Annotated in this window: 24 protein-coding genes, 1 tRNA gene and 1 riboswitch; of the genes, 6 read left to right on the top strand and 19 right to left on the bottom strand. The window is 61.8% G+C overall.

Annotated features, from left to right (window positions below; genetic code table 11):
• Positions 1-64: 64 nt before the first annotated feature.
• The 5 genes from ACFZAI_RS21150 to ACFZAI_RS21130 form a co-directional block, all read right to left on the bottom strand.
• The gene (locus ACFZAI_RS21150; RefSeq protein WP_025135384.1) at positions 65-280 is read right to left on the bottom strand and encodes a hypothetical protein; all 216 of its coding nucleotides are present in this window, start codon (positions 278-280) and stop codon (positions 65-67) included.
• A 102-nt stretch (positions 281-382) separates the two neighbouring features.
• A complete protein-coding gene (locus ACFZAI_RS21145) occupies positions 383-1,492 on the bottom strand; it encodes an AGE family epimerase/isomerase (RefSeq protein WP_391569183.1) in 1,110 nt (369 codons plus the stop codon).
• A gap of 148 nt (positions 1,493-1,640) precedes the next feature.
• Entirely contained in the window at positions 1,641-1,853 is a 213-nt protein-coding gene (locus tag ACFZAI_RS21140; RefSeq protein WP_006218759.1) for a hypothetical protein, read from the bottom strand.
• 343 nt (positions 1,854-2,196) lie between these two features.
• Positions 2,197-2,421 (bottom strand): hypothetical protein, encoded by a 225-nt coding sequence (locus tag ACFZAI_RS21135; RefSeq protein WP_391568754.1) that lies wholly within the window; start codon positions 2,419-2,421, stop codon positions 2,197-2,199.
• 68 nt (positions 2,422-2,489) lie between these two features.
• Positions 2,490-3,401, bottom strand: coding sequence for a DMT family transporter (locus tag ACFZAI_RS21130; protein WP_391568753.1), 912 nt, complete (start codon positions 3,399-3,401; stop codon positions 2,490-2,492).
• A 159-nt stretch (positions 3,402-3,560) separates the two neighbouring features.
• Between ACFZAI_RS21130 and ACFZAI_RS21125 the strand changes: the two genes are divergently transcribed.
• Positions 3,561-4,031 (top strand): Lrp/AsnC family transcriptional regulator, encoded by a 471-nt coding sequence (locus tag ACFZAI_RS21125; RefSeq protein ID WP_006226939.1) that lies wholly within the window; start codon positions 3,561-3,563, stop codon positions 4,029-4,031.
• A 116-nt stretch (positions 4,032-4,147) separates the two neighbouring features.
• Positions 4,148-4,381 (top strand): hypothetical protein, encoded by a 234-nt coding sequence (locus ACFZAI_RS21120; protein ID WP_315528211.1) that lies wholly within the window; start codon positions 4,148-4,150, stop codon positions 4,379-4,381.
• Between the two features lie 123 nt (positions 4,382-4,504).
• On the opposite strand, the gene ACFZAI_RS21115 is transcribed toward ACFZAI_RS21120, so the two are convergent.
• The 3 genes from ACFZAI_RS21115 to ACFZAI_RS21105 all read right to left on the bottom strand — a co-directional run bounded on the left by ACFZAI_RS21115 (position 4,505) and on the right by ACFZAI_RS21105 (position 6,630).
• Positions 4,505-5,098: a YSC84-related protein gene (locus tag ACFZAI_RS21115; RefSeq protein ID WP_391568752.1), complete on the bottom strand. Its 594-nt coding sequence runs from the start codon at positions 5,096-5,098 to the stop codon at positions 4,505-4,507.
• A 229-nt stretch (positions 5,099-5,327) separates the two neighbouring features.
• Positions 5,328-5,582 (bottom strand): hypothetical protein, encoded by a 255-nt coding sequence (locus ACFZAI_RS21110; RefSeq protein ID WP_391568751.1) that lies wholly within the window; start codon positions 5,580-5,582, stop codon positions 5,328-5,330.
• A gap of 172 nt (positions 5,583-5,754) precedes the next feature.
• On the bottom strand, positions 5,755-6,630 hold the full coding sequence (locus tag ACFZAI_RS21105) for a MurR/RpiR family transcriptional regulator (RefSeq protein WP_391568750.1): 876 nt from the start codon (positions 6,628-6,630) through the stop codon (positions 5,755-5,757).
• Positions 6,631-6,763: 133 nt separating this feature from the next.
• Between ACFZAI_RS21105 and ACFZAI_RS21100 the strand changes: the two genes are divergently transcribed.
• Both ACFZAI_RS21100 and ACFZAI_RS21095 read left to right on the top strand, forming a co-directional pair.
• Positions 6,764-7,762: a Bug family tripartite tricarboxylate transporter substrate binding protein gene (locus ACFZAI_RS21100; RefSeq protein WP_391568749.1), complete on the top strand. Its 999-nt coding sequence runs from the start codon at positions 6,764-6,766 to the stop codon at positions 7,760-7,762.
• A 10-nt stretch (positions 7,763-7,772) separates the two neighbouring features.
• Positions 7,773-8,726, top strand: coding sequence for a succinylglutamate desuccinylase/aspartoacylase family protein (locus ACFZAI_RS21095; RefSeq protein WP_391568748.1), 954 nt, complete (start codon positions 7,773-7,775; stop codon positions 8,724-8,726).
• A 4-nt stretch (positions 8,727-8,730) separates the two neighbouring features.
• Here the strand turns inward: ACFZAI_RS21095 and ACFZAI_RS21090 are convergent, their stop codons facing one another.
• The 4 genes from ACFZAI_RS21090 to mntP all read right to left on the bottom strand — a co-directional run bounded on the left by ACFZAI_RS21090 (position 8,731) and on the right by mntP (position 12,263).
• Positions 8,731-9,750, bottom strand: a complete 1,020-nt coding sequence (locus tag ACFZAI_RS21090) for a TRAP transporter substrate-binding protein (protein WP_391568747.1) — start codon at positions 9,748-9,750, stop codon at positions 8,731-8,733.
• A gap of 167 nt (positions 9,751-9,917) precedes the next feature.
• A complete protein-coding gene (locus ACFZAI_RS21085; RefSeq protein ID WP_391568746.1) occupies positions 9,918-10,352 on the bottom strand; it encodes a GNAT family acetyltransferase in 435 nt (144 codons plus the stop codon).
• A gap of 287 nt (positions 10,353-10,639) precedes the next feature.
• Positions 10,640-11,554, bottom strand: coding sequence for a PhzF family phenazine biosynthesis protein (locus ACFZAI_RS21080; RefSeq protein WP_391568745.1), 915 nt, complete (start codon positions 11,552-11,554; stop codon positions 10,640-10,642).
• 145 nt (positions 11,555-11,699) lie between these two features.
• The gene (gene mntP / locus ACFZAI_RS21075; RefSeq protein ID WP_391568744.1) at positions 11,700-12,263 is read right to left on the bottom strand and encodes a manganese efflux pump MntP; all 564 of its coding nucleotides are present in this window, start codon (positions 12,261-12,263) and stop codon (positions 11,700-11,702) included.
• A gap of 11 nt (positions 12,264-12,274) precedes the next feature.
• Positions 12,275-12,444: riboswitch (yybP-ykoY riboswitch) on the bottom strand.
• A 98-nt stretch (positions 12,445-12,542) separates the two neighbouring features.
• Between mntP and ACFZAI_RS21070 the strand changes: the two genes are divergently transcribed.
• Positions 12,543-12,932 (top strand): hypothetical protein, encoded by a 390-nt coding sequence (locus tag ACFZAI_RS21070; RefSeq protein ID WP_054422314.1) that lies wholly within the window; start codon positions 12,543-12,545, stop codon positions 12,930-12,932.
• Between the two features lie 24 nt (positions 12,933-12,956).
• Here the strand turns inward: ACFZAI_RS21070 and ACFZAI_RS21065 are convergent, their stop codons facing one another.
• Together ACFZAI_RS21065 and ACFZAI_RS21060 are read right to left on the bottom strand one after the other, a co-directional pair.
• The gene (locus tag ACFZAI_RS21065) at positions 12,957-13,754 is read right to left on the bottom strand and encodes an alpha/beta fold hydrolase (RefSeq protein WP_391569182.1); all 798 of its coding nucleotides are present in this window, start codon (positions 13,752-13,754) and stop codon (positions 12,957-12,959) included.
• 146 nt (positions 13,755-13,900) lie between these two features.
• Positions 13,901-14,653 (bottom strand): hypothetical protein, encoded by a 753-nt coding sequence (locus ACFZAI_RS21060; protein WP_391568743.1) that lies wholly within the window; start codon positions 14,651-14,653, stop codon positions 13,901-13,903.
• A 270-nt stretch (positions 14,654-14,923) separates the two neighbouring features.
• On the opposite strand from ACFZAI_RS21060, the gene ACFZAI_RS21055 reads away from it, so the two are divergent.
• The gene (locus ACFZAI_RS21055; protein ID WP_391568742.1) at positions 14,924-15,145 is read left to right on the top strand and encodes a hypothetical protein; all 222 of its coding nucleotides are present in this window, start codon (positions 14,924-14,926) and stop codon (positions 15,143-15,145) included.
• A gap of 130 nt (positions 15,146-15,275) precedes the next feature.
• Here the strand turns inward: ACFZAI_RS21055 and ACFZAI_RS21050 are convergent, their stop codons facing one another.
• The 5 genes from ACFZAI_RS21050 to pheT form a co-directional block, all read right to left on the bottom strand.
• The gene (locus tag ACFZAI_RS21050) at positions 15,276-16,022 is read right to left on the bottom strand and encodes a PIG-L family deacetylase (RefSeq protein ID WP_391568741.1); all 747 of its coding nucleotides are present in this window, start codon (positions 16,020-16,022) and stop codon (positions 15,276-15,278) included.
• A gap of 180 nt (positions 16,023-16,202) precedes the next feature.
• A tRNA-Pro gene (locus ACFZAI_RS21045) sits at positions 16,203-16,279 on the bottom strand.
• A gap of 233 nt (positions 16,280-16,512) precedes the next feature.
• Positions 16,513-16,956: a MerR family transcriptional regulator gene (locus tag ACFZAI_RS21040; RefSeq protein ID WP_391568740.1), complete on the bottom strand. Its 444-nt coding sequence runs from the start codon at positions 16,954-16,956 to the stop codon at positions 16,513-16,515.
• Between the two features lie 58 nt (positions 16,957-17,014).
• Entirely contained in the window at positions 17,015-17,356 is a 342-nt protein-coding gene (locus ACFZAI_RS21035) for an integration host factor subunit alpha (protein WP_006218744.1), read from the bottom strand.
• Between the two features lie 3 nt (positions 17,357-17,359).
• A complete protein-coding gene (pheT, locus tag ACFZAI_RS21030; RefSeq protein WP_391568739.1) occupies positions 17,360-19,777 on the bottom strand; it encodes a phenylalanine--tRNA ligase subunit beta in 2,418 nt (805 codons plus the stop codon).
• Between the last annotated feature and the right edge of the window lie 4 nt (positions 19,778-19,781).

Here is a 19,781-nt window from a genome sequence, read left to right as displayed (position 1 = left end):
CGAGCCTCTTTTCAGAGGCTCGTTTGCAAAGCAGCGGAATCTGGCCGAAATCAGCCGAAAACGATCAGGGCGCGAGCTTGAATCCCAGGTCTACGCCCCACTTATCGGTCTCGCGCAACCACTTCGCCCCGCAGCTCAGGCATCGAAAGTGGTCTTCACGGCTCTCTTCCCGCCCTTTTTGGGTCGGATTGGTGAAACCTTGATGTCCCAGGTGCGAATGCGGCGCAACGCCCGCAAGTCCCGGGTTAATGCGTTGGCAAGCCAAGCACATAACGCTCATTGATGCTTCCCCACAAACAGTGTTGCTAAATTGTAAGGGATTTCACCAATATTTTTCTATCAATTTATGTCAATCAAACAACAATAATTGTTAATACGGCAATTAAACAACGATTGGTAAGGCAGCCAGACAGGTCGCCAAATGGTAGGGCGAGGTCGAAGGCATATCGCTGCGCACTACGGCACCCGCTCCGTCCAGGCACTCGTACCAGCCCCCGGCGTGCAAGAAATTAGCCCGGAAAGCCGCCAAGCCAGACGCCAACGCCGGCAGATCACCCACCACCGCCAGCGCGCGCAGGTACTCTGTTTGCGCCCAGATCCGGCGCGTGTCATCGACGACCGCGCCCGACTCATCCAACGAGGCCAGCACGCCCGGCCCGCCGACATCCACGCCATGCGCGCGCGACCAGTGCATGGCGCGCGGCAAACTTTCAACGAGGTCCAGCCCTTCGAACACCTGGGCCGCGCCCTGCACTAGTGACAGCCACTCGAATTGATGCCCAGGCTCCAGCCGGTTTTCGGCCGTGCCTTGCAACGCTTCCGAAATGCACTGGGTGGGGGCATGCACGAAGAACTGGCTGATGCCTTGCGCCAGGCTGCGCAAATGCTGCGCAAACAGCGCCGGCTCCGCGACTTGAGCGGCAGCCAGATACGCTTCCGTCAAATGCATCATGGGATTCTGCGCGGGCGGGCGCAGCGGCTGGGCGAAGTCGGGGCTGAGCGCAGCATGGTAGAGCCCATCCTGCGTCTTGAAGCGCGACTCGATCGTCGAGGCCGTTGCCAGCATGAGCTTGCGCGCATCAGCGTTACGGCTGCGCTGAAAATATTCGGCGCAGGCCAGCACGATGAACGCGTGCGTATAAAGATCTTGAGTGTCATCCAGCGGACGCGCCTGGGCGTCCACGCTGTAACGCCAGCCGCCGTGTTCGGTACGGAACACACGGCGCAATGATTCGAACAGGCGATCCGCATGCTGGCCCGCAGCGGCGCCCGGCGCCTGCGCAAACACATATAGCTGACGCGCGCAGGCCATCGCGCGATAACGCGCGGGCGGCAAGGGCTCGCCGCTTGCGCCATCCAGCGATTCAAATGGCAGACCTAATGCGCTATTGAAGCCCTGCCCCATCCACATGGGCAGGATGACAGTGGCGAAATGCTCGCGCAGCGCGCGGATTTGCTCCGTCAGAGAAAGGTTGGTCTGTGCGGCAGTCATCTTGGAACGACGCATACCCAAAAAGGGCCCCAGGTTTTGGAGCAGCAACGATAACCGAAATTTTCGTCGCAAATTTTTGAGTATTCTCCAAAGCGTCATGCACACACAGACCGGTTCAACCGATCAGCTCCGTCAAGGGAAGTACGCCCTATCGGAAGATGTTTTCCTCGACCCAGTTCTGCGCGAATATTTCCGCGCGATCACGTGCTTCGTCCAAGGAAGCGCAGTTGCCCAAGTGGGAAAACGCGGCATCTACTTCGGTGCCGCCCTCGGCCGTTACCGTCAGCAAAACGCCATATCCGCCGGTATCCATGGCCGCTGTGGAAACGTCGATCAGTACTTCCTGGTCACGATGCTGCATGTGCTACCTCCCAGTCGGTTACCTAAACGCGTGAACCACGCGTGACGTGGCGGGATCAAAATTCCCGCGTAAACAAATAGACCTGAAAGTGTCACGCAAGTTCATCTTACTGGCGACGTGATGGGCGCGATACGTCCGGAGGATGCCAATTGGCACATTCCGTCTCAGGAGATTCCCGTACTGCGCGGCTTTTACCCGTGATTACGCGACATAACGCGAAAATATTCGCAAGATATGCAGCAAACCGGCACGTCTTGATGCAAGACGCTGCGAACCCGCATGAGATTTTTGAGTGCCGCTGCGATGTATACGATAGGCCGTCGAACGCGGCCCTCGTGATCGTTCAGCGCACGTGAATGGCGCCCGGTTCTTCCATGCGCAGGGCGAGCTTGCCCTTTTCAGTGATCTGCCAGCGGCCATCGGCGCTGGCCACAATGCAACGCAGCGTCACGAGCGCCTGCGAAACCTCGGCAGGCACTTCAGCGGGTGCGGCGCCCGGTTCGTCTTGGTCGGCAACCACCCGAAGCCAATGACCCAGTTCGCCTTTCTGGAAACGATGCAATGCCATGCGTGACTCTCTCTTCAATTGCGAAACGATAGCACGACGCGGCAAGCCCCATTTCGCCGATCCGCCCACTACGACGGACGCAGCACCAGCGGCCGCTTGAAGCGCGAGGCCACGGCAGACAGCACTACGCTCACACCGATCAGCGAAAGGCCCAAGGCCAGATCAGCCGAAATGCGTTCATGGAACACCACGGACGACACAATGAGCCCGATCACCGGCACGCAGAGCATGGCGATGGACGTTGCAACCGGCGGCATCTTTTGCGTCATGCCCAACACCACGATGAACGTCAACGCGGTGGCAAGCGGCCCCGTGTACAAGATGATGGGCCAGGCATCCGGCACGGCCAGGAACGTGGGCGCGCCATCACGCATCCAGGCCAGCGCCGCCAGCGGCACCGTCGCCATTGCCGTCTGCCACGGAATCATGTCTGCCCCCAATCGCACATGACGATTGCCGCGCAACTGAATGATGTTGCATGCCCACGCGAATGACGCACCCAACAGCATGACCAACCCAATCACCGTGTGCGCCTGCCACGGGCTGAAGGCAGGGGCAACGATCACGCCAATACCCGCATAGCTCAACGCGGTGGCCAGCCATTGTCCGGCCGACAGCCGTTCTTTCAGAATCAGCGCCGACAGCGGAATCACCCATATCGACGTCGCGTAGGCAATCACCGACGCGCGGCCCGGCGCCACATATTGCATGGCCCACAACGCCAACGCGGTGAACGCGCCCATCTGCAGCAGCGCTACCCCCGCCACCAATGGCCATTCCTGGCGGGTGGGCAGACGCAAGCGGCCCATCACGCCCAGCACCAGCACACTGATCAAGGCCGCTGACCCGAACCGGCTGGCGGCCAGCCAAAGGGGGCTCATGTGCGTCAGCCCTAGCTTCATGACGGGCCAATTGCCGCCCCAGATCATGACCGCGCCCACCAAGGGCAAGAACTTGCGCAACGTGCTTTGCTGACTCATTACTGCTCGACGACTGCTGGATTATTCTGCGCTTTGGCCGATTAGCCAAAGGAAGGAATAGTCTATAGGGTAAACCCCAGCATATTTCACCTCAATTCACTTCGATACACTGCACGCACAGCACGAATGCACTGTCTATTCAAAGCCCTTAGGTGACTTATGCCGGAAATCAACCTGGATGCGACTGACATCCGAATTCTTAACGAACTTCAGCGCGATGCACGCCTGACCAATGTCGAGCTGGCCGCGCGGGTTAATCTGTCGGCCTCGCCGTGCCTGGCGCGCGTGCGCCGGCTGGAAACCGAGGGGTTGATTGATCGCCGCGTCACCTTGCTGAATGCGCGCAAGCTGGGCCTGAAGGTCAACGTGTTCATCCAGATCTCGCTGGATAAGCAGCGCAAGGCCGCGCTGGATGTCTTCGAACGCGAAATTGCCGTCCTGCCCGAAATCATGGAGTGCTACTTGATGTCGGGCGATGCCGACTACCTGATCCGCGCGCTGGTGCCGGATGTCGATGCGCTGGAACGCCTGATCGTCGAACACATCACCCGCATCCCCGGCGTGGCCAGTATCCGCTCGAGCTTTGCGTTGAAGCAGGTGCTCTACACCACCGCCGTTCCGCTCGCCTGAAGATACGGCGCGACGCTTTCAGAAACTTGCGGGATCGCAGCCGCGCCCGCACAATGAATCCGTCGGTGCGCGCTTGCGCACCGGCGTCCCTCCCATCGCTTAGCAAGGAGCAAACCATGCCCGAAACTGAATGGTTCCCAGGTGGCACGCTACCCGATCGTCAGGGCTACTTTGAAGTGGAATTCGACACAGGCGAAACTGAAATCACGCGCTACGGCATGCTGGGTTGGGAACCCGAGCAAGACCGCGGCCGCATCGTGCGTTGGCGCGGCCTGGACCCGGATATCGAAGAAGCCGAAATGCAACGCGAAAACGCCGTCCGCAACAACGGCGACACCCTGCTCGGCTGAATCAGCCATCCAAAACAAAACGCCGCGGAGAATTCTCCGCGGCGTTTTATTTGGTGCGACCGTTTGGTACGGCCGCTTGGTGCAGCCGTTTGGTGCGGCCGCTTGGTGTGGCCGATTGACCGATTACCAGTTCAGCTTGGAAATCTTGGTGCCGGCCAACGACACGCCCGCCATCAGGCCGCCGTTGTTCATCACGAAACCAACGATCGGCTGCTGCGCCGTGTTGGTGTCGATACGGCCATTGGCGCCGATGTTCACCACGGCCACGGTTGCATCCGCGCCGACGGTCCAGCCACTGCTGTTGCGGAACTTGTTCAGGGAATCATCCGTCATGAACAACAGCACCATGGCCTTGGATTGCGCACCAGCCTGGAAGCCGATCGAACCCGCCGTCGTGCTGTAGTAGCCGGCGTTGGAGCCGCCCACTCGCAACACGCCATTGCCGTGTTCGGCGCCCACAATGAAGCTGCCGCTCAAGACGTCAGGAAAGACCAGCACGCCCTTGGCGCGCGCCACCAATTCCTTGGATTGCGGCGACGCTTCGTAAAGCTTGGAGAGAGTTGCGTTGGCGGCGCTGTTCATAGACTCGCGCTTGTCAGTCGCCGTTGCGGTGGACTTGGGACTGGTCGTGGTGCAACCCGCAAACAGCAAACCCGCCACACCGATGGTCGCGGCGGCAAGGCCAACACGACGCAGGACAGGAAAAGTGTCAAACATGGAACTCTCCTTTATTGTTGTCATCCGCCACCAATGTACCGGCCAAACCCTCCGGCGCATGGCACACGATTGTGATAAACGAAACAAAACCTACCTGATACCGCCCCGGTTAAATTGAGCGATCTCCAGGACTCATGCGCCTGCCGGAGGAAAAACCATGACGGCGGCACAGCAACATTTGGTAGGGCAATTGCCCCGTCCAACGCCACAGCCGCGAATCATGGCGTGGCTACAGAATGCCATACCGGGGCTCGCCCGTTGCGGCGTCCACCGACTTGATGCCGGACAAGACCAACTCGGCGTGACGCCGCGCGACGGCGGCGTCGGCGAACGTCACGAATCGGGGCAACGACCAGCGTTGTTGAAAATCGCCATTACCTGTACGGCTCACCGTGACGACGATGGCCAGCACGCCAGCATCCAAGCTGACGATTTCACATCCCACTTGAAATCCATCGATATGGCGTTGCGGGGACGCGTTCATGCTTGCGCTCCTGAAATCTGATTATCCGGCCGCAATATGCCAAAAAAAAAACCGCTTGAAAAGCAATGCTTTTAGCGGGTAATCAGGCACTAACCCATCTAGTACATACGCATCTTGCAGACGCGAAAATCGGCCTGAATTCAGGCCATTTCAAGCGGATTTTTAAATTGGCTCAAAATGTCTGTGTGTCTGACATCGGCCGAATCCACTTCGATTCCCACAAGTCTTCGCCGCGTTCCAGCGCCGCACCCAGTTCCTTTTTGCGCCGCTGCGCAACCGCCGCCAGCAACGCATTGCAAACCGAAAACGCCGCGGTATAGGAGTCGAACGGCGACGCGCTTGAGCACCGTGCAATCAACACATGATGCGCAGACGCCGCGGCCGGCGCAGAAGCCGCATCGGTCACCAACAGCACCTTGCCGCCCCGCTCACGAAACACCTTCACCGCATTGGCGGTGGCGATTGAATAACGCCTGAACGTGAACGCCAACAGTACATCGTTGTTGTCCACCCATAGCAATTCATCTTCCAAAAACATCGGGCTTGCGCCGCCCATGTGCCGCACAGACGGCAAGCACAGGTTCAGATACAGCGCGGCGTGGCTCGCAAGCGGCGCGGCTTGCCGCAAGCCCAGGACATGGACGCGCGCCTTGCGTTGGGTCAATACGCGCACCGCCGCTTCAAACGCCGCCACATCAATCGACGCGAACGTCTCTTGCAGATTGTGCTGGTCATGCAGCAACGCGTTGTGCAGGCAAGCGCGGGCCGACAAGTTGTCGGCGCCCACCGCATCCGCGCGTTCGCCCGGCGAGGCCAGGCGCGCGGTGACTTCGGACCGCGCCTCCATCTGCGCCTGCGGATAGCTGTCATACCCCAGCTTGGCCAACAAGCGCACCACCGTTGATGCGCTCGTGCCCACCCGCTTGGCCAATGCCGTCGCGGATTCCAGCAGGCTTTGCGGATAGCGGGCCTGCATTTCCTCAACCAGCAGGCACTCCGTCTTGCTGAGTTTCTTGCCGTAGCTGGCGATGCGTTGATTCAGATTCATGGTGGCGGCATCAGGACAAAAGACGAACCTAGGTGATAACCCTAAATTCCACAAAATTCATTGCATCTTATATTTCATTCTGCAATGCGTATTGCAAGATAGTCCAAACCGATTGCCATCACAAGAGAGTTTCATGAAGCACCCCATCGCGGCGCCCTCCCTGGCTCGCCGTAGCCTCGTCCTTGCCGGCCTGGGCGCCGCCCTGCTGCCCCTGGCCGCGCGCGCCAATGCCTACCCGTCGCGTCCTATTACGCTGGTTGTGCCATTTCCTGCTGGCGGTTCGGTAGACCTGATCGGCCGCATCTACGCCGAGGCATTGGGCAAGGCGCTGGGCACCACCATCATCATTGAAAACCGCGACGGCGCAGGCGGCGCCATCGGCAGCCAACGCGTCGCCCGCGCCAAGCCCGATGGCTACACGCTGGTTGCGTCGTCGCAAAGCTCGCACCTGGCCAACCCGCTGATGCGCAACGATTTGGGCTACGACCCGATCAAAGACTTCACCTCGATTTCGCAGTTGTCCCGCACGCCCAATGTGCTGGTCACCAACATCGACGTTCCGGCCAAGACGTTTGCGGAATTCGTCGCCTTGCTGAAAGCGCGCCCTGACGAACTGCACTTTGCCACCGCCGGCATCGGCAGCATGGGGCAGCTCAACGCCGAGCTGATGAAGAACACCGTGCAGGTGCAGGCTATGCACGTGCCGTACCGGGGCGGCGCGCCGTTGATCAATGCGCTGCTGTCCAATCAGGCGCAATTTGCGCTGGACAACCTGGCGCCCTTCCTGCCGCATATCCAGGTGGGCAAGATGCGGGCGCTGGCGGTGGCCGCACCCCAACGCCTGGACGCGCTGCCCGATGTGCCCACCTTCGCGGAACTGGGCTATCCGGTGCTGAACTCCATGTCGTGGATCGGCCTGGCTGCGCCTGCCGGCACGCCCGACGACATCATCCAAAAACTGCTGGCCGCCGTGCGCGCGGTGGCCCGCCAGGACGGCATGCCGCAAGCGTTGGAAAAGGCTGGCGCCCTGCCCCCCGAAGACCAGACCCCGCAACAGTTCACCTCCATGATGTCCGAACGGTTGGCCTTGTATAAAGACCTGATCGACCGCGCCGGCATCCGCCCAGAATAGGCCCTATCCCATGCAAAACCCTGCTTTTGAACCCGACACCGCGCCGCTTGAAGTCTTGCCGCGCGACCTCTCCGCCTACCGCGAAGGCAACACCGGCATTCCGTACGTGCATCGCTTCGAGTCCGGCGTGCCAGGCCCCCACGTGCTGATCAACGCCATCACGCATGGCAATGAGATCTGTGGCATGGTCGCCGCCACGCACCTGCTGGACTCGGGCGTGCGGCCGAAGATCGGCACACTGACCGTCAGCTTCGCGCACGTTGAAGCCTACGAGGCCTTCGACATCGACCAGCCCTATGAAAACCGCCAACTGGTTCACAACCTGAACCGCATCTGGTCCGCCGCCATGCTGGACGGCCCCGAAGACAGCCCCGAACTGCGTCGCGCGCGTGAACTGCGCCCGGTGCTGGACGCCGCCGATTTCGTGCTGGACATTCACTCTACCCGTGCGCCGGTGCAGCCCTTCTGGGTCTATAACGAGATGGACCGCAACACGGCGCTTGCCGCAGCCGTTGGCGCGCCGCTGGTGCATCTGGTGATGCCGCAGCACAAGTTCCCTGGCACGGGCGTCATGGGCTACGGCCACCACGGCGACCCCGACTCCGATAGCGGCGGCGCGCTGGTGGTGGAATGCGGCCAGCACTTCGCGAAGTCTGCGGCCGACCTCGCCACCGACGTCACGCTGCGCTTCCTGGCCCACACCGGCCTGATCGACACGCCCGCAGATGCCGTGCCGCCGCCCGCCCCGCAGCGCTACCGCCTGCTGGAAGTGCACATGGTGAAGTCCGAAGACTTCCGCTTCACGCGCCCTGTGATCGGTTTCGAGACCTTCAACAAAGACGAGCTGATCGCCATGAACGGCACCGAAGAAATTCGTTCGCCGTGCGACAACTGCACCATCTTCATGCCCACGCGCATGCCGATCGTAGGCCGCGAAGCCGTCTACCTGACCGTGGCGATCTAAGCCGTCAGCGTCCAGCCGGCTCCGCCAGCAAGCGTTCGTACACTTCTCGTGCATTCGCAAAGCCCTGGGCCTGGAGCCGGCTGACATACGCCTCCGACACCGGTTGCAGCGCCACCTTCCACCGTTGCAGCAACGCCGCGTCCGGACGCAACATCACTTTGCCCGGCGCCTGCGCGCCATCGTGAAAGGGCTGGTCCCATTGATTCCATAGCGGCCCGAAACGCGCCACCAGCCCATCGCCAGACAGGCTGTCGATCGCTTGCCGCACATCCGCAGGCAACGCGTCAAAGCGCGACTGCTTCATCACGATGAAGAAGGCAGAGGCATAGAACGGCACCGCCGTATGCCGCGTCATTTCGTCGTTGAAGCCCGCAATGGGCGTCCCCCAGTTCGTGACGATGCCGTCCAATTGATGGGTGCGCAGCGCGGGAATGATTTCGTCGGGTTGCAGCAACTTTGGAACGGCGCCCACATGCTCGAGCATCATCGCGACCGTGGCGTTGGGCGCACGCAGACGCAAGCCCTTCAAGTCGGCAGGCTCGCTCACCGTCGTGGCCTTGGTGTGAATCAGCCCTGGGTTGTGCACAAACAGCGCCAGCACTTTGAAGCCCCGGTATTCGTCGGCGAGCACGCCTTCTTGATACAGCCGCCACAGCGCCTTGGAACCGCTGCCCGCATCCGCCACCACGAACGGCAATTCGACGATGGCGCTGCGTGGAAAGCGCTCGCCTTCCGCGCCGCGCAGGCCTAGCGCAATATCCACTTCTCCGCTTTCGACCTGACTGGCCTGCTTGCGCACGTTACCCAACGGCGAACTGGCGTTCAACACTTCCACCTGCACCTTGCCGCCCGTCTTGCGTTCCAGCTCGCGCGCCCAGGGCTCCACCAGGTCCACCTGGAAAAAGCTGTTGGGCCCAAGAAAGTGAGACATCTTGAGCCGGACGGTATCCGCGTGCGCTGACATCCCGGCAAGCGCCAGCAGGATGAAAGCGCCCCAGCGCCAGCCTTGAATCGAACCCCGCATGATCATCAACCCCGTGTAATTTCCCAGACCCCTGCCTGGGTGAATTCAACGGAGTGTGCTCAGGATCAAACGGGCTCGCCAGACGGCAAGCCGTTTTGTAGGACCAAGTCGCGATCTCATGCGGGTATGTCGGACTGAATCACCCGCATCCGGCGCCCGCATGGCCATCAAAGATCGGGGATCAGGCGCTTGCCCAGGCTGATCACTTCGTCCTGGGTGAAGCCCAGGCTTTCGTAGAAGCCCTGCACGGCCACATTGCCCGAACGGATCAGCAAGTTGATTTTCGGGCAGCCCATCTCAAGCAGCTTTCGTTCGACGGCACGCATCAGCACCGTCGCGTAACCGCGCCGCTGGTGTGCGGGCGACACGGCCAGATAATTGATCCACCCCCGATGGCCGTCGTAGCCCCCCATCAGCGTGCCAACGATGACGCCATCGGCCTCACCCACCAGAAACAGATCGGGCTGCACCGTGAGCTTGCGCGCGATGTCCTTCACCGGGTCGTTCCACGGGCGCGTCAGGCCGCAGTCGCGCCACAACTGAATGATGGCGGCCTCGTCTGACGAATGGTAGGGCCGGACGGCCAGTGCTTGTTGGGTCATGCTTCGTTCCTTAACGTAGGAAAACGAAGGCCGGAAGATTCCCCTCAATAGCCGCCGCTGAATGATTCGCCAACGGACGCGAAAACAAAAAAGGCCACGAGGGGTATCGTGGCCTTCAAGAGGAAGCGCCGAGGTTTCAGCGCCTGAACGTGACTTGCCACTCAACGTAAACGTCGAGTGACTCGTCGGTTGTCCGCGCGGCATGCCGGCGCGAATTTCGGTGCGGATTGCAGTTCGTTCATGCGGGCAAGCATACACGAGGCCTCGCGCCGCCGGCAAGAATGCGATCAGCTCAAAGTCGGCGCTGGCAAGGTGCCTTCCATGACCACCACGGCCTGCCCCGCCACGCCCGCCCACACGCCATCGGCGCGCGGTTCGGCGTGCGCCAGCAACAGGCTGGCGCGGCCCATGTCCACGCCCTGGCCCACGCGTAAGCGAAGCATGCCTTCGCCCCGCAACGCCGCGCGCAACGCCGTAACCGCCGCGGTTGCGCTGCCCGTTGCCGGGTCTTCCGTCATGCGGCCGGTGAACATGCGCGCCTGGAGGTCGGTGGGCGCATCTGCCGTATCGGAGGCCGTGTCCGTGGTGTAGACGTAGATGGACTTTGCCCCGTCCAACGGCAGCAGCGCCGCATAGCCCTGCGAATCTGGCGACGCGCGGCGCAAGGCGTCGCGGCTGGCCAGTTGCGCCACCAGGAATATCAGCCCCACCGACACCACTTGCGGCGCGTGCTCTGACGTATCAATGTCAGACGCCTCCAGCTTCAGCGCCCGCGCCACCGCCGCCGCCGGCACCTCGCTTGCGCGCGACAGCGGCTGGGGCGCCAACAGCTCGACGCTATCGATGCCCTTGGCGCCCGGCTTCAGCGCAATCCGCACCAGACCCGCGGCCTCTTCAAACACAAAGGCGTCCGGGGCCGGATGGCCAGCCGTGATCATTTCGCGCGCCAGCACCACGGCCGTGCCCACGTTCGGATGCCCGGCGAACGGCACTTCACGATCCGGTGTGAAGATTCGCACCCAGGCCGTGTGCGCCGGGTCTTTCGGCGGCAACACGAAACTGGTTTCGGAATAATTGAATTCGCGCGCAATGCGTTGCATCTGCGCGGTATCGAGCCCTTGGGCGTCCAGCACAACCGCCAAGGGGTTGCCGCAATAGGTCTGGCTGGTGAACACATCGGCGGTGACGTAACGGTAGCGCATGAGAAGCGTCTCTCTTCCTGGTTGAATGAGACGAGTATGCGGACACCACGGCACCGCCGACAGACACAGAAAGGAAGGACTTCTCCCATAACAGCCTGCCGGACTAACCCGGCAAGGCTTGACTGCGCCCTGCCCTGATCTGAAATCAGGCCGACAGATGCTCGTACAGGATCGTGGCCCCGATACCGATCAGCGCAATGCCGCCCAGTATCTCTGCACGCTTGCCCGCCACGCTGCCCACCAGGCGGCCGACCATTACGCCGATCGTCACCATCAGCATGGTCGCCAGACCAATCGCCGCCGCCGTGATCCAGATGTTGTTATCGATGAACGCCAGGCTGACGCCCACCGCCATCGCATCGATGCTGGTGGCAAAGCCTGTGGCCGCCAGCAGCCAGAACGAATGGCGCGCGACCGGCGCAGCGGCTTCAGGATCATCCTTGTAGCCGTTGCGGATCATCAGGCCACCGAGCACACAGAGCATACAGAACGCAATCCAGTGGTCCCAGTCAGCAACGAACTTCGCCGCGACGGAACCGAGCGCCCAGCCGATCACAGGGGTAATCGCTTCGATGACGCCAAAGATGACACCGGTGCGCAGGGCTTCGGACAGGCGCGGCTTGCGTAGCGCGGCGCCCTTGCCGACCGCTGCGGCAAACGCGTCGGTCGACATGGCAAAGGCCAGGATCAGGATGGAAAGGGGGTTCACTGTTGGATGGCTCCGTCCGGGCGACACACACAGACTTTCCATATCGCCCGGACAAGGCTATGGAATAGTCCGTGGTCTCGCCAAGCCGAATCGGCCGTTGCGCCATGACCGAAAGGTCAAGAATGTTGACGCAAACCCTGTCAGCGCGGCTGACAGCAGGCTACTCCCCAAAGATGGCGGAAGTGTACCAAAACGCGCTTGCCAGCGCGTGGGTCGAGTACCCTGTACCACGGCGCCGCCCTCGCGGCCCGAAGCAGGCTTACCCGGAAGGAATGCACCATGGAAAACCCTTTTGGCGACTCCGACGAACCCGCCATCGACCACCGTCAATATCTGGTCCTGATCGCGGCATCGAAAGACAACGCCTCACTCGCCCAAAAGCTGCTTGAAAACCTGAAGAAGCACGTCGACGAACGCGCCGCGCCCTTGTGGATCGACGCCAAAGGCATCGGCGTGCTGCTCACGACGGATCTGGTCGCCTCGGAGATCTGGAAGGAAATGTTCCAGAAGGAACCTGGCCAGGATTACGGCGACACGCGCAACATGCTGGTGCTGGAGCTGGGCAAGGATTGGGCCGCCCGGCGCGACGACAAGATCGAACACTGGCTTGCCACGCATGTGGGCGATCCGCTGACGCCAGCGCCTAAACGGCCGGGCCGCAAGCGTTGATCGTCGGGCAATGAAGCGCTGCGGCTACGCCGCGCCCGCAGCGTGGCCAGCCACACGCCGGATGAACGTAACGAGCAAATCCGTCACCTCATCCGGCCGATCCAGACTCGGCAGATGGGCGGTGTCCGCCAGCTCATGGCCGCTACCGTTCGCCAGCATCGACGCCACCTGCTGGCTGCGCGCCTGAATGTTGGGAAAGTCACTGCGCCCCCACATCACCAGGGCCGGGGCCTGGATCTCATTCAAACGTTGATACGTCGGCAAGTTGTCGATGCTCGGCCCCCTTGGCGGCGACCGCAGTATGCCCGCGTGCATCTCAAGAAAAAGCGGGCGCGCAGCGCCTTCGACTCGCCCCTCGGGTTCCAGCGGACCATCCAGGAACAGACGCGCCTTCAACGCGTTCACGCGATCCAGATCGCGAGCGGATTCGGCTTGCTTCAACGTCGCCATCGCCTCTTGAATAGCGGCGGGTTGGGCCAAGTCAGGCGCGCCCGGCACCGTCGGCGCAATCAACGCCAGCCCGCGGACCCGATCCGGGTGCAGCAGCGCGGCGTCGAGCGCCACGCGCCCGCCTTGCGAGCACCCCACCAGAATCACAGGCTTGCCATCCGCCAAAGCATCCATCACCGCCATCAGGTCCGCCACGGCGGAATGATCTTCTGGCGTGCAATGCGTCAGCCCAAACCCACGCCGATCATAAGCAATGACCTTATTGCTCGAACTGAGCACGCGCATCTGCGCCTGCCACATGCGGCGGTCACAAATAGCGGCATGCAGAAAAACGACTGGGTCCCCGCTTCCGGCGGTCTCGGCCGCCAACATCGCACGGCCAGATGGAATCTGATGACGAAGCGTGTTCATGGGCAAGGTGAAAAGCATGGCGAAGTCGAAAATATACTCTTCGCGCAGACAATCCGGCGCGGCAATCGCAGGCGGATGACGACAAACGGGGCGGCTGAACGGCGCCGCTACGCCGCCTTCACGCCGCGTGCGGATTCCCGATACGCGACGGCACACATCGCGGTCACGACGAGGGTCATGAGGATGGTGCACGCCAGAAACAACACACCATACGCAATGTCCGACACCCTCAAGCGGTTCGCCACATTGAGCATCATGACTTTGGCCAAGCCCGCTGACAGGATCAGCGCGAACAGCGCGGCGGCCAGCGGCCAACGCTTGAATGGCATCGCCGCACGCGCCTCCCGGAAGCCGTACTCGCCCGCCACCGCGGCGCGCGGAAGGCTCAGCGCGTACACCGCGCCCGCATACAACATCGGCACCCACAGCACCGCCAGAATGGCAAACAGCGTGACGAAGAAGCGGGTGTCGCCCACCCCGCCCATCGCAAAATAAATCATGATCGGCATGTCGGCCGTTGCCCGCAGCACGGCCGCCGCCACAATGATGAACAGCATCAGCAAGGCCAGATGCTTTGCCTCGGCGTTGCCCACGCCCCCGGCATCCACGGCGTCGCCCAACACAATCACGCGGTGCCAGGCAAAGGTCATGCGCGCCAACGCAATCATATTGACCAGCGCCACCACAAGAAACGCGTATTGAATTGACCCGAACGACCGGGACACCAGCAAAGCGAACGGCAAGCTCAGCACGAACAGGCCGAACGACCACGGCGCAGCCGCCACGAGACTTCGGCCTTGCTGCCGGATGACACTGAACGCCTCAGCAAAATAGCGGCCCGCCGCAAGTGGCTTCGACACGGTATTCCTTGGTCTGGTGGATAGGGGTCTAGGGCAACCATGCCGGGGCCCGTTGTCCGCGCCCGGCATGATCCGCGAAGAATATACCTTACTGGTCCCCCCACACTGGGCGATGGGAAGAACGGCTGCTGCAGCTTCGCATTGAATCGGCCCAGAACCATGGGCTAAGAACCATGGGCTAAGACCTAAGGCTTGGTTGCCCCCTTCCCCGTCGGCTTTCATCAATGTGCTACGGTTTATCTGCGGATCACCCGCACAACAGGAGGCAAGATGAAAACCCAGATCAGCTTCAAAAAAGTCGATGGCTCCGATGGTGTTGCGCTGCTTGACGGCGACGCATCAAGCACGCTTCAAGCCAAGCGGGAACTTGCCAATAAGCTGGACCTTCCCGACACTGCCGCGTCTGGTGGTGAAAACGAAGACATTGATGCCCGGCTCCGCCTGGGCGGCATTGACCCGAATTCCATCAAGGTCAACCACATCAGCGAATAAGCCAGTCCGCTGCATACGCGTCGGCTCAGCGCCCACGTTCTATGCGCCAACAGGCAAGACGCCCTGGCTTTCGCCGGGGCGTCTTTGTTAGTGCTGATGGCGATGCGCCGGGAGGATGCTGGCCTTCTCGTCAGGCGCCATCAAGCAAAAGCTGATGGGAACCTGATTCTTCCGCCTGGATATGCCAATACCGTTCCGGTCTGCGCAAGTCGTCCGGCACTCCGTTGAACGCCTTCAGCTGCGACGCGTAAGCGGCAATGGCCACTTCCTTGCTACCCAAGTCAGCCTCGCCGCACGCAGGCGTCAACACCAACCCTCGGCTGTGCAATTGCACCAGACGCGCTTGCACAACGCCGCGATGCGCCCGGTAAGGCGCGTCTTCATAGAAGAACCAGGCAATGTCAGGCAGCAGCTGCCTGACGCGCAGCGCGGCCTCGCTAACCCGAAGATGATCACCATGAAAGAGCCCAAGGGGAATACCCACGCTGCCCGGAGCCAGGTCGAGCAAGGTGCTCAGCAGAGACTCCATCAGCGCAGGCATGGCGTGATCGGGATGCTGCACATACTGGCAGTCAATGAAGCCCAACGAACGACCGCCACAGCGGATGGCCTCCAACGCGCGGCTATCTTCGGCTTCACGCGCACGCATGGCTTCAGCCGCACTAAGAAAGCCGCATTCGCGGTCCCACTCAGTAAGGATTCCCCCTTCGTTCGGAACCCCGGTAAAAACCGTCACCACGGTGCTGCCTGCAACGTGTGAAAGCAAGCTTCCGCAGCTGAACACTCCGTCATCAAGATGAGGCGAAATGATGACGAGCGGCCCATTCGGAACCATGGGACTAAAGGCTGCGTCAGAGAGCGTCAGATCGTATGGCATTCGATTGGGGAGTGGGCATCGACGTTGCTGTTGCGTATGCAATAGCAAGCCGCATTCCCGCCTTCGATCTGCCGGGACGCTACGCGCGCATGGCTAGGGCATTCGCGCGAAAAATGAAAAAGCAGCCGGCAATGAGAAAGGGGGTTAGTGATTACTATCACTAACCCCCTAGGGTATTGCTGGTCGGGACGGCGGGATTCGAACTCGCGACCCCTTGCACCCCATGCAAGTGCGCTACCAGGCTGCGCTACGCCCCGAAAGAAAAAGAGTATAGCAGAACAAAAATAAGTTTGCACGCATTGGTGCAAAAAAAGTGCTGAATACTCAAAAAAATTTGCGCCCCGTGTTCGTCGCTTGCACTAACGTCGTGCAAAGCGGCGCGCGAGGCGCAACGTACTGCGGTTTGCAATGCGCATCGCTTCAAGAGCGACGCGCGTTGCGGGTACTGCGATCAATCAAAGCATCTTGGACGACGACGAAATCAACAGGCTCAAGCCGTGGTGCTGGCGTTGCTGCTGACGTTGCTGCTTGCGTTGGCGGATACGTTGGCAGGCAAGCCCAACGCATCAGCAAGCATCGTCGAAACGTTGCCGAGTTCGTTGCGCAAGGCTTGCATCTCGGCGCCCGACAAACGCACGGCGGCGTCTTGATCGTGCGGCATGTCGCGCGCATCGCCCAAGCGATTGCGAGCGCCGCTGATCGTGAAGCCTTGTTCGTACAGCAAGGAACGGATGCGGCGGATCAGCAGCACTTCGTGGTGCTGATAGTAGCGGCGGTTGCCGCGCCGCTTCACCGGCTTGAGCTGCGTGAATTCCTGTTCCCAGTACCGCAAGACGTGAGGCTTGACGCCACACAACTCGCTGACTTCACCGATGGTGAAGTAACGCTTGGCGGGAATGGGCGGTAGGGTAACGGTGGATTCAGTACGTGTCATAAGCGAATTTTATGCCGCGAAGGCGCCGGGAGCCGATAACAATTACCGACAAAGCGTATCACTCCGCGGCGTCGGGTGCAGCAGGGGTTGCCTGCTCCACCACGCTCTTGAGTTTCTGACTCGCGTGGAACGTGACCACGCGGCGTGCGGCGATGGGAATGGTCTCGCCGGTTTTGGGGTTGCGGCCCGGGCGCGGCGGTTTGTCGCGCACCTGGAAGTTGCCAAAGCCCGAGAGCTTGACGGAGTCTCCGCGCGCCAAGGCGTCGCGGATTTCTTCGAAGAAAGTATCGACGATGTCCTTGGCCTCGCGCTTGTTCAGGCCGACCCGCTCAAAGAGCAGTTCGGCCAGCTCAGCCTTGGTCAAGGTGCGTGGCTCGGCAGCAAGCATACTGTTCCCCATGGTTCATGTACGCTGGCGCGCGCCGTGAGCACTGACCAATGCATCCTTGATGCGGGACAGGCATTCCGCCACACGGGCTTCGTCCAGAGTGACTTCAGTGTCCTGTAGCCAGAATCGGAAAGCAAGGCTTTTCTCGGTGACGGGTTCGTTGCCGTGGGCCTTCTCGCGCCACACGTCGAACACGCGCACATCCTGCACCACAGCCAGTTGCGCATCCGCTTTGACGGCGGCGGCAACGGTGTCGAGCATGGCTTGCGTGGACACGGGAGCATCGACCCACAAGGCCAGATCGCGCACCACTACCGGCTGGCGCGAGAGCTCACGCACCTGCGGCAACTCACCTTCGGACAACGCGTCTACGTCGAGTTCGAAGACGACCGGCGCATGCGCCAGGTCTGCTTGCTGCGCCCAACGCGGATGCAGTTCGCCGATCCAGCCCACTTGCTTGCCGTCCAGTTCGATGCGCGCGCTGCGGCCAGGATGCAGCGCCGGATGCGCGGCGGCTTCAAAACGCAGGCGGCGGCCGCGTGCGCCGAACAGCGCCTCGACATCCATCTTCACGTCATAGAAGTCCACTTGACGCGTGGCCACGCCCCACTGCTCTTCAACCGCCGGGCCCCACGCGGCACCCGACAAACGCATCGGTTGACGCACGCCGGCCACTTCCAGCGGACCATCCTGTGCGGAGGCGTCACGCATGAACACACGGCCCAGTTCAAACAGGCGCACGCGCGACTGCTTGCGGTTGGCGTTGTGGCGAATGTTGGCGACAAGGCCGCCGATCAGGCTGGAACGCATGACCGACAGATGGCTTGCAATCGGGTTCACCAGACGCACGGGCGTGTCGTTGCCGGCGTAGTCGCGTTCCCAATCTGCTTCGACGAAGCTGTAGTTCACGACTTCCTGGTAGTCCTGCGCAGCGGTCAGGCGGCGCAGCGCGTGCGCGCCGCGATGCACTTCGGGCTGCGAGAACATCTTTGCGCGCGCCATCGGCGGCACATCGGGAATGCTCTCGAAACCGTAGATGCGGGCCACTTCTTCGATCAGGTCTTCTTCAATTTCCAGATCGAAACGGTACGACGGCGGGCTGACGATGAAGTCGTCGCCTTCGACCGTGAATTCCAGGCCCAGGCTGGCGAAGATCTTCGCGACCTGCTCTTGCGTGACGGGCACGCCCAACACGCGATGGCAACGCGCCAGGCGCATGCGCACGGGCGGACGTGCCGGCAGGTTGACGATCTGGTCGTCGATAGGGCCGACCTGGCCGCCGCAGATGTCGACGATCAGGCGGGTGATGAATTCCAGGTGCTCGGGAATGCTGGCGTAGTCTACGCCGCGTTCGAAGCGATGGCTGGCTTCGGAGCTGAACTTGTAGCGGCGCGCACGACCGGCGATGGCTTGCGGCCACCAGAACGCGGCTTCCAGATAGATGTTTTGCGTGTCCAGCGTGACCGAGGTCGCTTCGCCACCCATGATGCCGGCCAGGCTTTCCACCTGATCGCCGGCCACGACGACGCCAACCTTCGGGTCGAGCGTGATGGTCTGGCCGTTCAGCAGTTCCAGGGTTTCGCCTTCGCGCGCCCAGCGCACCGAGATGTCGCCGCCGATCTTGTCCAGATCGAACACATGCGACGGACGGCCCAGCTCAAGCATGACGTAGTTGGAGATATCCACCAGCGCCGACAGCGAGCGCTGGCCTGCGCGCTCAAGGCGCGTCTTCATCCAGTCGGGCGTGGCCGCGCGGGCGTTCACGCCACGGATCACGCGGCCACCGAAGCGGCCGCACAGCTCAGGGGCTTCAATCTTGACGGGCAGGCGCTCATCCAGCGTGACCGGCACGGCAACAGCCGTGGGCACGGACAACGGCGCGCCCGTCAGGGCAGCCACTTCGCGCGCCACGCCCAGGATCGACAGGCAGTCGGCGCGATTGGGCGTGAGCTTGAGCGTGAAGAGCGTGTCGTCCAAGTCCAGCGCTTCGCGGATGGACTGGCCGGGCACCATGTCGGCGGGTAGTTCCAGCAGGCCGGCGTGGTCTTGCGACAAGCCCAGTTCGCGGGCCGAGCACAACATACCCGACGATTGCACGCCGCGCATTTTCGCCACGCCAATCTTCATGCCGCCAGGCAGTTCCGCGCCCACGCGGGCCAGCGGCACTTTCAGGCCAGCGGCAGCGTTCGGCGCGCCGCACACGATTTGCAGGCGTTCGCCGGAACCATCGTCCACTTGGCAAACGCGCAGCTTATCGGCGTCGGGATGCGGAGCGATCTCGACGATGTGGCCCACGACCACGCCCGTGAAGGCGGGTGCGGCGGGCGCGGTGTCTTCGACTTCCAGGCCAGCCATGGTGAGCCGGTGCGCGAGTTCGTCGGTTGCGATCGGAGGGTTGACCAGCGTACGCAGCCAGGATTCGGGAAATTGCATGATC

It is taken from the genome of Achromobacter sp. NPDC008082, from assembly GCF_042957345.1.
Lineage (GTDB): Bacteria > Pseudomonadota > Gammaproteobacteria > Burkholderiales > Burkholderiaceae_B > Achromobacter > Achromobacter kerstersii_A.
Note: the sequence above shows the minus strand (reverse complement) of the source record. Positions and strands in the feature narration are given on the sequence as shown.

Bases quoted from the DNA above. Each gene is read 5' to 3' on its own strand.
- ACFZAI_RS21085 (WP_391568746.1), bottom strand. From the start codon at position 10,352: ATGACCCAACAAGCACTGGCCGTCCGGCCCTACCATTCGTCAGACGAG.
- ACFZAI_RS21140 (WP_006218759.1), bottom strand. From the start codon at position 1,853: ATGCAGCATCGTGACCAGGAAGTACTGATCGACGTTTCCACAGCGGCC.
- ACFZAI_RS21105 (WP_391568750.1), bottom strand. From the start codon at position 6,630: ATGAATCTGAATCAACGCATCGCCAGCTACGGCAAGAAACTCAGCAAG.
- ACFZAI_RS21115 (WP_391568752.1), bottom strand. From the start codon at position 5,098: ATGTTTGACACTTTTCCTGTCCTGCGTCGTGTTGGCCTTGCCGCCGCG.
- ACFZAI_RS21080 (WP_391568745.1), bottom strand. From the start codon at position 11,554: ATGCGCTACCGTTACGTCACCGCCGATGTGTTCACCAGCCAGACCTAT.
- ACFZAI_RS21090 (WP_391568747.1), bottom strand. From the start codon at position 9,750: ATGCGGGGTTCGATTCAAGGCTGGCGCTGGGGCGCTTTCATCCTGCTG.
- ACFZAI_RS21110 (WP_391568751.1), bottom strand. From the start codon at position 5,582: ATGAACGCGTCCCCGCAACGCCATATCGATGGATTTCAAGTGGGATGT.
- ACFZAI_RS21135 (WP_391568754.1), bottom strand. From the start codon at position 2,421: ATGGCATTGCATCGTTTCCAGAAAGGCGAACTGGGTCATTGGCTTCGG.
- ACFZAI_RS21035 (WP_006218744.1), bottom strand. From the start codon at position 17,356: ATGGGGAACAGTATGCTTGCTGCCGAGCCACGCACCTTGACCAAGGCT.
- ACFZAI_RS21145 (WP_391569183.1), bottom strand. From the start codon at position 1,492: ATGACTGCCGCACAGACCAACCTTTCTCTGACGGAGCAAATCCGCGCG.
- pheT (WP_391568739.1), bottom strand. From the start codon at position 19,777: ATGCAATTTCCCGAATCCTGGCTGCGTACGCTGGTCAACCCTCCGATC.
- ACFZAI_RS21120 (WP_315528211.1), top strand. From the start codon at position 4,148: ATGCCCGAAACTGAATGGTTCCCAGGTGGCACGCTACCCGATCGTCAG.
- ACFZAI_RS21095 (WP_391568748.1), top strand. From the start codon at position 7,773: ATGCAAAACCCTGCTTTTGAACCCGACACCGCGCCGCTTGAAGTCTTG.
- ACFZAI_RS21100 (WP_391568749.1), top strand. From the start codon at position 6,764: ATGAAGCACCCCATCGCGGCGCCCTCCCTGGCTCGCCGTAGCCTCGTC.
- ACFZAI_RS21040 (WP_391568740.1), bottom strand. From the start codon at position 16,956: ATGACACGTACTGAATCCACCGTTACCCTACCGCCCATTCCCGCCAAG.
- ACFZAI_RS21130 (WP_391568753.1), bottom strand. From the start codon at position 3,401: ATGAGTCAGCAAAGCACGTTGCGCAAGTTCTTGCCCTTGGTGGGCGCG.
- ACFZAI_RS21050 (WP_391568741.1), bottom strand. From the start codon at position 16,022: ATGCCATACGATCTGACGCTCTCTGACGCAGCCTTTAGTCCCATGGTT.
- ACFZAI_RS21125 (WP_006226939.1), top strand. From the start codon at position 3,561: ATGCCGGAAATCAACCTGGATGCGACTGACATCCGAATTCTTAACGAA.
- ACFZAI_RS21150 (WP_025135384.1), bottom strand. From the start codon at position 280: ATGAGCGTTATGTGCTTGGCTTGCCAACGCATTAACCCGGGACTTGCG.
- ACFZAI_RS21055 (WP_391568742.1), top strand. From the start codon at position 14,924: ATGAAAACCCAGATCAGCTTCAAAAAAGTCGATGGCTCCGATGGTGTT.
- ACFZAI_RS21065 (WP_391569182.1), bottom strand. From the start codon at position 13,754: ATGTTGGCGGCCGAGACCGCCGGAAGCGGGGACCCAGTCGTTTTTCTG.
- ACFZAI_RS21070 (WP_054422314.1), top strand. From the start codon at position 12,543: ATGGAAAACCCTTTTGGCGACTCCGACGAACCCGCCATCGACCACCGT.